This window comes from Candidatus Cloacimonadota bacterium (genome assembly GCA_016932035.1).
In the GTDB taxonomy this organism is placed as follows: domain Bacteria; phylum Cloacimonadota; class Cloacimonadia; order JGIOTU-2; family JGIOTU-2; genus Celaenobacter.
In genome coordinates, this window is the sequence record JAFGDR010000057.1 from 47798 (window position 1) to 58250 (window position 10453).

Consider the following 10453-nt stretch of genomic DNA (forward strand, 5'->3'; position numbering starts at 1 on the left):
GCCTTAAGAAATTTTTCAAAGCTTTTACTAAACTCCTTGCTTTTAGTTTAGAAAACTTTCTCGACCTTAGCAATCCGAATAAATGACTGTCAAATTTTTTTTAATAAAATTGCAACAAACGAAATAGAAGAACTTTACGGTAGTTTTCCGCTCAAAGCGTCCTGTTCCTCGTTCTCCCATATTGCCTCTAACTTTCTTCTATATCGCTGCTTACGGAGATATGCAAGTATTAGAAGTATCGGTATAATTATCCAAAACAATCCCAATCCCGAATAAAGTAAAGCCATAATTGTATGAGATGAAATTGATTTTTTCGCTGTTTCCAAAAATGAAGTCACCGACATGCCGAATACTTGCATAAATGAAACATTAAAATCTTCTCCCAAATGCAGTTTATCAATAAATTCATATAATTTCTGAACTCCAAATCTTTTAATTAAATATCTAAAATTGTAATAACTTTGAAGGTAAAAGATCACAACCCGGCTTTTTTGTTCAGGATAATGATATGAATACGACTGAAGTTCCAGCATGTTGCCTTTGAGCGCTTCTGTCACGAAATTCATCTCTCGATTAATGTTCCATTCGTCAGCATAATACTGAACAAAGCCCTCTTCAAACCACAGTGGTAGATGTTTTATTGGGGCAATGGAATGGAGAACGAGATGAAGATATTCATGGGTGATTACTTTATAAAATTCAGTATGAGGAGGAAGTTTTTTGGGATTCATGACAATTATTTTATATAATGATGGAATAGCCATTGCAATACTGTTCTCTGGTAAGTTCCCCTGGGTTATATATTGATCGAATTCTTTCTTTGAATGTGTAAGCACAAGTTGTACAGCAGGTATATCATAGAATCCCACCTCACGATTTACATCTGATACTATCTTTGAAAAATTATCAAGAATGGTTGATGCAACAACTCGATCTTCCTCATTGTAAGAGATGATAACATAGTCATTCTGAATAATCTCAGCAGAAGCTGATGCTACAGTGATTATGCTTAATAAAATTATCAAAATCAATACTGTATAGCGAGTTGTTTTGTTCATTACTAAAAAGGATACAATATTTATATTTCTTGTCCATAATTTCAATATTTATTGACATTTAATATCTGAGAAACAATACTTTCTTAAGGAGCAAAAATGGAAAAAAATATAATCATATTTGGATTAATTTTTATGATATTACCTTGTGTATTGTTTGCAGAAACCACGCTGCAGGTTGTATCTCAGATTGATATCAATAAGTACCTCGGAACATGGTATGAGATAGCACGGTATCCCAATGGTTTTCAAAAAAACTGTGAGCGTTCCTGGGTTAAATATTCTCTCAGGGACGATGGTAATATTGAGGTTTTAAATAGATGTTTTAAATTCGATGGGAACATAAGCAAAATCAAAGGAAAAGCATGGATTTATGAAAAGAATACCAACGCAAAGCTAAAAGTACAGTTCTTCTGGCCATTCTATTCTAATTACTGGATCATCGATATTGGTGATACCTATGAATATGCTGTTGTAAGTGAACCTAAAAGGAAATTTCTCTGGATATTGAGTAGAACAAAAACTCTATCTGAGGAGCAATATAATAAGATACTACAAAACCTTATACAACAGGGATTCGATCCATCAAAATTAATAATCGATCCCTGGGAAAAATACGAGTAATTTATTATGCAACTACAAGAAAAATTCCTGTATACAGCAAAAGAGTCCAAGAAAAAAGTCGCTGTTATCGATAAAACCTTAAATAAAGAATATACTTATGACAAGCTTTTAATCGCTTCCCTGATCTTTAAGAACATCATAAAAAAATATCCTGAAAAATATATTGGAATAATGATTCCAACTTCAGCCGCAGCTTTCATCTCGATAATCGCAACATTAATGGCTGACAAAATACCGGTGATGATAAACTATGCAACGCTTGCTTCACAGAACTGCATGTATGCCCAGGATAAAATTGGATTCAGTACAATTCTTACGAGTAGAAAGCTCCTTGAAAAACTCGGCCAAAAACCAGTCGCTGGAATGATCTTTCTGGAAGACATACGAACAGAAATTTCGCTACCAATGAAACTGAATGCATTGTTTTTATCAAAATTACCGATCTCATCGATACAGAAGAAAATACATCATGGCAGCGATGATGAAACGTCCGTAATCATCTTTACCAGTGGGAGTGAGAAAGAGCCAAAAGCAGTCCAGCTCTCTCATGCAAACATCATGCACCAGCTGGTAACTTTTCCTAAAATATTTAATATTACTTCTGAAGATATTTTCCTTCAAAACCTTCCTGTATTTCATATCTTTGGTTTTACATTGTTCTGGCTCGCACTCTCTGCTGGTTCATCAATGGTTACGCATGCAAATCCGCTCGAATATAGGAATATTGTTAATTCAATTAAGAAGTACGGAGCTACTATAGTTTTTGGAACACCTACTTTCTATTATGGCTATCTCAAACAATCAGAGCCTGGGGATTTCAAAACAATCCGCTATTTAATTGCTGGAGCAGATAAAGTGAGTCAGCATCTTCGTGAAGGTTTTAAGACAAAGCATAATATCGATCTACTCGAAGGCTATGGTACAACAGAGACAAGTCCCGTTGTTTCTTCGAACACTCCGGAAGAGAACAAACCCGGAAGTGTTGGTAAGATCATTCACGACATGCAGGTCAAGATTGTACATTGCGAAACAGGTAAAGAGCTACCCTTCGGCGAATTGGGAGAAATACTTGTAAAAGGACCGTCTGTTATGAAGGGATATTACGGTGATATCGAGGAGACGACTCTTCGTTTGAAGAACGGCTGGTATGAAACCGGGGATATGGGCTTGATCGATGAAGACGGCTTCCTTTGGCACAAGGGTCGGCTCAAACGTTTCGTCAAGATCGGGGGAGAGATGATCTCTTTGGTTAAAGTTGAAGAAGTCCTTGAAAAATATCTTCCGGATGATATTCTCTTTTGTGTTGTTGATGTCCCGGATGAACGAAAAGGTTCAGAAATCGTTGCAGCACTTACCACAAAAGAGATCGATTTTAAGACAATAAAAAAGAAAATGCAATCAGAGCTCCCATCTATTGCAATTCCTAAAGAATTTTATGTAATAGAAAATATCCCGACTATGGGAAGCGGAAAAGTTGATTTTCTGCGTGTCGAGAAATTATGCAGAGAACTCAGGAAGATACGAAAATGAAAAAAATAATAGTAGCCTTATTCCTACTCGTTATCTTTTTGATCGCAGCATGTAAAGAGGAAACCATGGAACCTTTAAAGACAGTTGATTATGTGGACATTGAATGCTTTATGGGAGACTGGTATGTGATCGCCATCATTCCTAACTTCATAGAAAAAGATGCCGTGAACGGCATCGAGTCATACACCCTTCTGGATAATAACAGAGTTCAGATAGATTATATCTTCAGAAAAAATAGTGCTGATGGAAAACAAAAGCATCTCAAACCAAAAGCATGGATCTATAACACCCAAACAAATTCAGAATGGCGCGTTCAATTTATCTGGCCAATAAAAGTTCCCTACCTCATCATCGATCTTGCTGAAGATTATTCCTATACCGTTATCGGAGAACCAAGCAGAAAATTCGTTTGGATCATGTCACGAAAACCCACATTAGAAGATGAAACATATGAGAACATCATACAAAAACTCAGCCAGGTTGGATATGATGCCTCAAAAATAAGAAAGATGCCACAAATATGGGACTAAATATCTTACGTATCCTTTTATTATTAATCTTTATCCCCTTTTTACAGAGTGCAGCTGATACCTTCTCTGCAGAGGTTTACAAACAGGACACTGATCCTCCGTTGCTGCTTTATTATCAATATAATGATTATGAAATTCAAGGTGAAACCGAAGTATTATCTCACTATTATCTTCTACCAGACAGCTCTGAAGCTGTAACAGAAAAAGCTATCCTTAGAGATGGAAAATTATGGAAATACAATTCTAATTTCTATGTAACAGATGAATTTAGCGAAATTATTGTATCTGACGACGAAATATCAATCTCTTATATGAATAATGGAAAAACAAAATCAAAGACATTTCCCTTTAATGACAAGCTCCTTGTTGGGCCTTTGTTCGTGGAATACCTTGTAAGTAAATGGGACGAACTCATTACCGGCGAGACGGTGAAATTTAGACTGCCTGCATCCGACCTTTTAACAACTGCTGGATTCTACCTGAAAAAAATCGAGAATTCACCTTACGAAAAACCAGGTACAGTCGTTATTAAGATGGGAGTATCAAGCATATTCCTTAAGCTTCTTATCAAATCCAGTTATTTTGTTATGGATATCGATACGAAAAAAGTGCAAGAAATTCATGGTCTTTCCATCCTGCCCCACCAGGATAACGGTGAATGGAAGAAAACAACAAACGTAAATATTTATTATAAATACAAATAATATGAGAATATTTCAGAAGCCCACGATTTTTATCAGCCGATGCATCGAGTTTGATTCTTGCAGATATAATGGTGATATGATCAGCAGTCCTGAAGTTCGAGCAATGATAGATCATGTTAATTTTATCCATCACTGTCCTGAGGATAAGATTGGATTGGGAACTCCGAGAGATGCGCTTCGTCTCGTCGTTATCGATGGAAATAACCTTTTAATTCAATCAAATACAGAACTCGATGTGACAGAAAAGATGATATCTTATGCAGATAAAATCATCTCACAATTGCCTGAAATGCATGGTTTTATTCTTAAAAGCAGATCTCCTTCATGTGGCATCAAAGACGTTAAAGCATACCCTCGCACTGGAAAAGTAGCGATGCTACACAAAAAAGCAAAAGGTATCTTTGCAGAAAGAGTAATCGAATCATTCCAAAATATACCTATCGAAGATGAAGGCAGATTACGAAACCTTAATCTCAGAGAACATTTTTTCAGACATATCTTTACGCTTGCAGATTTCAGCGAAGTTAAGAAAAAGCAAAAGATCAGATTTCTTACTGAATTCCATTCCAGGAACAAGTATCTATTCATGGCATACAATCAAAAAGAATTGAAAATTTCAGGTGCAATTGCAGCTAATCATGAAAAAAGACCCTTCGATGAAGTTATTGACCTTTATGAACAATCACTTCATCGTATCTTCAATCGTTTACCTCGAATTTCAACAAACATAAATGTAGCCCAACACATTTTTGGTTATTTTTCTAAGTTTCTTTCATCAAAGGAAAAAGAGTACTTTCTTTCTGAACTTGAAAGATATATACAAAGGAAAATACCGTTGAGTACAATCATGAGTTTACTGAAAATGTGGGTCGTTCGTTTTGAGAATCCTTATCTCGAACAACAAACATATTTCGAAGCATTCCCTGAAGCACTACTTAATATCAACACAACTGGTAAAGGTCGTCTCCAGAAGTGAAAAGTATTTTCTTAATAATCGTAATAATTTGCTCTAGTTTTACGCTAACGTTAGACAGATTGGAAGGAGAGCAATCCGTGAGTAATCTCAAAAAATTAAAAACACCTATTTTCTGGGCTGAGGGTCATCCCGGTAAACTCGACCGTGAAAATTGGAAGATTGAGGTGGCAGGTTTATGTGACAGTCCTCGAGTTTTTACATGGAATGACCTGCATGCTTTGCCGAAAACCCTTGCAGATGCTCGTTTGACCAGTGTAACCAGATGGAGTGTTCGCGGCAATTGGGGTGGCGTAAAGCTTTCTGACATATTAGAAAGAGTAAAACCTGATCCATCAGTTCAATATGTACGATTCTGGTCAGTTGGTTATAATTATGACACATCAATTCCTCTCGACATCGCATTGAAAGAAAGAACACTGCTTGCATATGAAATTGACGGTGTGTATCTTGAAGAAGATTATGGTGGACCAGTTCGAATATTCTGTCCCTATTTATGGGGTTATAAATCAGCAAAAAGTCTTGTTAAGATCGAACTGATGGATCATTATGAGCCCGGCTTTTGGGAATTACGCGGTTATTCAGATAGTGGTGAAATCAAAGCAGGTAAAGTTATCGATGTCAACGACAACAGAACCATAAAAAAAATACCCGATGGAGAAGTGATCAAATTTATCGAATGACCAATTCACCATCGGGCATCAATACAGCTTAGATTATTTTGGGCTGGGTTCTGTGTATATATTTCCCCAGTCTATATAACCAGATTTATTTATATACCAATCAGTATATGTTGTTCCTCCACTCTGGGCCCATTCGGCAAAATGATTAAAACCATCAATAATGGGAATTGTTTCTTTCATGTGCACGGTACTTTCAGAGATATTCACACCCCAGGGCAAGCCATTGGATGTTCGATAATAAATTCCTGCTGCTGGATTTGAATCGTCATCACCTGTTCCAAACAATGAAGTATTCATTGAGTCTGTGGGAGGATAATTTGCAAGGTGAATCTCGTGTGATCTGATATCATTAACATATATGAATGGATTATAAGGTGGATTGTAAATTGGATTATCCGGATCACTCTTCCAATCATCCCAAGCAGGATCAAAACCATTGACATACTCAACAGGAATATGAACAATAAACTCTACAGGATCAAAATATGCCATCGATTCATCCGTATTTGTCCACTCTCCTGATGGTGAACCTAAAGCTTCGTGTACATCAAAGATGAATATGATCGTGTTGTTATCCTGCTCAACCTGCAATCCTTGAGGAAGGTCAGTTGTAACCGTTCCATCAATATAACAGAGATCAGGGAGTTGCACACCAAATGAAATCTTATAACTTGCACCGGTTGCTCTAATGAGGAATCTTGCTTCGATTTCAAAGATTTTTTTAAAGAAATAGAAAGGTGGGACATAGATGGACTGGTTATTATAATATTTTTCGATCCAGTTACAGTCGATCACAAGGTCATTTAGATCATAATCACCCTTATTCGGCCATAGGTCTTCAAACATAACCGTGCCATAACAATTTTTAGCTGGATAATAAATATATGTGTAGCAGCATTTTGAAGATTAACTTCCTGCATAATTTTTGGGAGGCATAAATAGAGAAATAACCTCGCCCTTTGTTGTTGATGTTTTAGTAATATCAAACTTCTCGATATATTCTCCTGATTGAAGATATACATGGCTGCGGTAAGATGGCAGTGAGATGATATCTTCAAACATTCCTATGGAGTCTGTCATGGTCGATACGACCATTCTATCAAGAAGCAATGTGTCCTTAGGAGATTTCCCCTCTCCATGATATTCAAGAAAAATATTGATATCAGTATTAACCGGTCCTGTAATATCAAAGGTAACCATACGGGTCGTATTAAAGGTGAAAGCCGGATCAAAATCAAGATCGTCCATGTTCTTATCTTTGTCCTTGTTCCACCAGGAACAGCTTACAAGGACTGCAATAAGCACAAAACTTACCAATAAGATCCTTTTCATTTTTTGCCCTCTTTTAAAATTTGATAATACCATATTTATGGTATGGATTATTTTGTCAACAAATTTAACACATTTCTTGACGTGATTTTCTTAAGGATTAGGGATTTATAAGAAAGTTATATGATATATTCATGAGGTTTGATCGTATGAAGAAAAAATACTCTATCGTTATATTGGCAGCACTCATAATATCCTTATTTTTCTTACCTGCGTGTGCCAAGAAGAAACCTGATCGTGTGAAAGATTTGATATCTGATCTGGATTATGTAGACAAATTCATACAAATCGAAGCAGCTGAAGAGCTTGCTGAGATAAAAGATCCCCGGGCTGTCGATCCTCTTATCGGCATTCTTTCTGATCCTCATGAAGAAGTGCGAACTGCAGGCGTTATTGCGCTTGGTAAAATAAAAGATCCCCGTGCTATCATGCCCCTTATCCAGATGTTCCGTGACGAAAGTCTTGGGGTTCGTAAAAATGCTGCAATTGCTCTCCAGAACATGGGCTTCGAAACCATCGATCCTCTTATCGCATCTTTGAAGGATCCAGATTGGAGGGTTCGAGCAAATGCTGCAGAAGCACTTGGAAAAAAAGCTGAACCTAAGGCAGTTGTTCCCTTGATCAACCTTTTAGCAGATAAAGACATGGAAGTACGCCAGGAAGCAGTAAATGCTCTTGCAATGATCGGTGACCAGCGCGCTATCGATCCTCTGGAACAATTATTGATCGTTGAGGTTAAGCTTCAAAATTGGGATATTGTCGAGGATATTCAAGACGCACTACAAGCGCTCGGGCAAGCTGAGATTTATTTTAAAGAAAAAGAATAGTTCTTAATCCCAGTCAAAACCTTCCTTTTTCAAAAAAGCTTGTGCCTGCATATCTCCAAGACGGGCAGCTTTTTTATAATATTCAATTTTCTTTTCTTTATTATCAACCTGCTGGTATGCATCTCCAAGAACTACAAGCGCATTTACCATGGTTGAATCCATTGAAACTGCCTTGAGAAGATACTCGATAGATTTATTATAATTTCCCTGCTGATAGTATACAAATCCTGCGTTATCCCATGCCTTTGGAAAAGTTTTATTGATATCAATAGCTCTTAACAAATAATCCAGGGCTTTATCATTATCTTTCTGAAAAGCATATACTGTTCCGAGACTGTACATAGCCATCGCATTTTTAGAATCGAGATCGAGAACATTGGTATATGCTTCTGCAGATTTATCATACTCACCGTTCATGAATGAAGTGTAACCTTCTTTGAACAGTTCTGCAATCGCTTCACGCTTGTTTGCAAACTCCATTGTTGGCTCATCTTTAAATTTATCTTTGAGAAGAAAACCAAACTGGTTAGATATATCATCCGAAGGATTGTATGTAAATTCTTCAGATTGGATCGTTGTTGGTTTTACTTCCTCTGGCAAATTTTGAGCATCTCCGACATTTTGATCTGTTTTACCCAGAAGCTTTTCAAATTTCTGGTAAAGTTCTTTTGTATTTACGGTCTCATCCTTCTGGTCAATTGGCTGTTGTATAGGATCTTCAGTGATTGTATCTATCTCTCCAGGTTTTTCGATTTTTACCGTTTCCTGGACTGGTGGCTTTTCTTCGGTTTTGTACACAATAGTGGATTTAATGCCATCATCTTGCACCTGTGTATCTGATCCGATCACGACGAAATTATCAGATGATACGTTCTGAGATGTATCACCACTCGAAAAAACGAGATCATCCTGATATTCGTATCCCAAGCTATTCGCATAATTGATATGCTGAATTCCTTTGTCCATGTCACCCTTCAGACCATAGGTAACACCAAGCCTATAATGAGCTTCTCCATAATTCGGCTTCAGCTCGATCGCTTTTTCAAACCATGTAATCGCTTTATCAAAATCGCGTTTCTTTGCATACATATTACCCATACCGAAACACGCATAGGCATTACTTGCATCCAGTTGAATAAGCTTGTTAAGAACCGCTTCCGCCTTCTCGAATTCTCTCATATCGGTATAGACACGTGCAAGATTATAATAACTATCAGTATAATTGGTTTGAACGCTGATAGCCATCTCATAATGTTTCACTGCTTCATGTAGTTTGCCAAGACTTTCGTACGCATTACCAAGATTATTATATACCTGTGGAAGTTCGGGATTGATATTCTTTGCTTCATTGAAATGCTGGATCGCTGCTTCATGAGCACCAAGTATGCTCAGGATGATCCCCATATTATTATGAGCTTCGGCATTATTCGGATTCTTCTCAAGTGATTTTTCATAAAAGGTAAGTGCTTCCTGGTAACGCTTTAACTGCTGGGCTTCGATCGCTTTCTTGAAATACTCATACGCTGATCCGGTTAGCGGTGCCTCATGAATGTCATCTTTTTTTACGAGCACTTCTTGCGCTTTTTGAGATTCTGTTTTTGTTTGAGGTTCATCTTGTTTGACGACAGGTTTCTGCTGGACAGGTTCATCTGAAAATATATCTCTGAAATTGTTCATGATATCATCTTCATTTGCCTGGAATTCAGCATTGATGTAATATACATTATCATCCCTGCTCTCTTCGATAATTTCGTTAAGTGTTATCAAAGGTTTCAGTGTCTCAACGTTCTGAGCAGAAAGGGTATCACTCCTGTCGATCGTATTCCAGAGTGTGGTGAATTTTGCATAAGAAAATAATTCTTTTATCAACTGCGCTTTCATATCCCCTATTGCCTTGACCTGCGCCTGCGTATCGGTCATGGTTCCAGGTGCATAGAATGAGTTTTGACGCAAATATGTCTTTGCAAGTGCCACAGTCGAGATTAGACAAAAAACACAAATCAGGAGCACCAGCTTCTTCATAGGAATGAACTCCTTAAGAATCTTTATAAATGATTTTTTTATGAATCCCTCAAACCCTGTCAATGAAAAAATATTCAATCTTCAATATGTTTTATAAAATTCTTTTCGTAATATACTTCGAGTTCATTAAACGAGCAACTGCCATATAATTCGGCAAGAATCTAAGTTTATCTCCA

11 protein-coding genes are annotated in these 10453 nt (G+C 37.0%); 7 read left to right on the forward strand and 4 right to left on the reverse strand.

All coding sequences use genetic code 11. The annotated features are described in order from the left end of the window. Positions 1-134 precede the first annotated feature (134 nt). Positions 135-1058, reverse strand: coding sequence for a hypothetical protein (locus JW794_09525; GenBank protein MBN2018351.1), 924 nt, complete (start codon positions 1056-1058; stop codon positions 135-137). Positions 1059-1190: 132 nt separating this feature from the next. Here JW794_09525 and JW794_09530 point away from each other — a divergent pair, with 132 nt between their 5' ends. The 6 genes from JW794_09530 (at position 1191) to JW794_09555 (ending at position 6099) form a co-directional block, all read left to right on the forward strand. After that, entirely contained in the window at positions 1191-1679 is a 489-nt protein-coding gene (locus tag JW794_09530; GenBank protein ID MBN2018352.1) for a lipocalin family protein, read from the forward strand. A 6-nt stretch (positions 1680-1685) separates the two neighbouring features. Continuing rightward, a complete protein-coding gene (locus tag JW794_09535; GenBank protein ID MBN2018353.1) occupies positions 1686-3209 on the forward strand; it encodes an AMP-binding protein in 1524 nt (507 codons plus the stop codon). Beyond that, positions 3206-3739 carry a lipocalin family protein gene (locus JW794_09540; protein ID MBN2018354.1) on the forward strand — a complete coding sequence of 178 codons (534 nt, stop codon included), beginning with the start codon at positions 3206-3208 and terminating at the stop codon, positions 3737-3739. The genes JW794_09535 and JW794_09540 overlap by 4 nt, the downstream gene beginning before the upstream one ends. Next, entirely contained in the window at positions 3730-4443 is a 714-nt protein-coding gene (locus JW794_09545) for a hypothetical protein (protein ID MBN2018355.1), read from the forward strand. Before JW794_09540 ends, JW794_09545 begins: the two co-directional genes overlap by 10 nt. A gap of 1 nt (position 4444) precedes the next feature. Beyond that, positions 4445-5419: a DUF523 and DUF1722 domain-containing protein gene (locus JW794_09550; protein MBN2018356.1), complete on the forward strand. Its 975-nt coding sequence runs from the start codon at positions 4445-4447 to the stop codon at positions 5417-5419. Between the two features lie 77 nt (positions 5420-5496). After that, positions 5497-6099, forward strand: a complete 603-nt coding sequence (locus JW794_09555; GenBank protein MBN2018357.1) for a molybdopterin-dependent oxidoreductase — start codon at positions 5497-5499, stop codon at positions 6097-6099. A 33-nt stretch (positions 6100-6132) separates the two neighbouring features. Here the strand turns inward: JW794_09555 and JW794_09560 are convergent, their stop codons facing one another. Together JW794_09560 and JW794_09565 are read right to left on the reverse strand one after the other, a co-directional pair. Further along, on the reverse strand, positions 6133-6945 hold the full coding sequence (locus tag JW794_09560; protein ID MBN2018358.1) for an LruC domain-containing protein: 813 nt from the start codon (positions 6943-6945) through the stop codon (positions 6133-6135). Positions 6946-7005: 60 nt separating this feature from the next. Further along, on the reverse strand, positions 7006-7431 hold the full coding sequence (locus JW794_09565) for a hypothetical protein (GenBank protein ID MBN2018359.1): 426 nt from the start codon (positions 7429-7431) through the stop codon (positions 7006-7008). 146 nt (positions 7432-7577) lie between these two features. Here JW794_09565 and JW794_09570 point away from each other — a divergent pair, with 146 nt between their 5' ends. Next, a complete protein-coding gene (locus JW794_09570) occupies positions 7578-8255 on the forward strand; it encodes a HEAT repeat domain-containing protein (GenBank protein MBN2018360.1) in 678 nt (225 codons plus the stop codon). A 3-nt stretch (positions 8256-8258) separates the two neighbouring features. On the opposite strand, the gene JW794_09575 is transcribed toward JW794_09570, so the two are convergent. Next, complete coding sequence (locus JW794_09575) at positions 8259-10277, reverse strand: tetratricopeptide repeat protein (protein MBN2018361.1); 2019 nt, start codon at positions 10275-10277, stop codon at positions 8259-8261. Between the last annotated feature and the right edge of the window lie 176 nt (positions 10278-10453).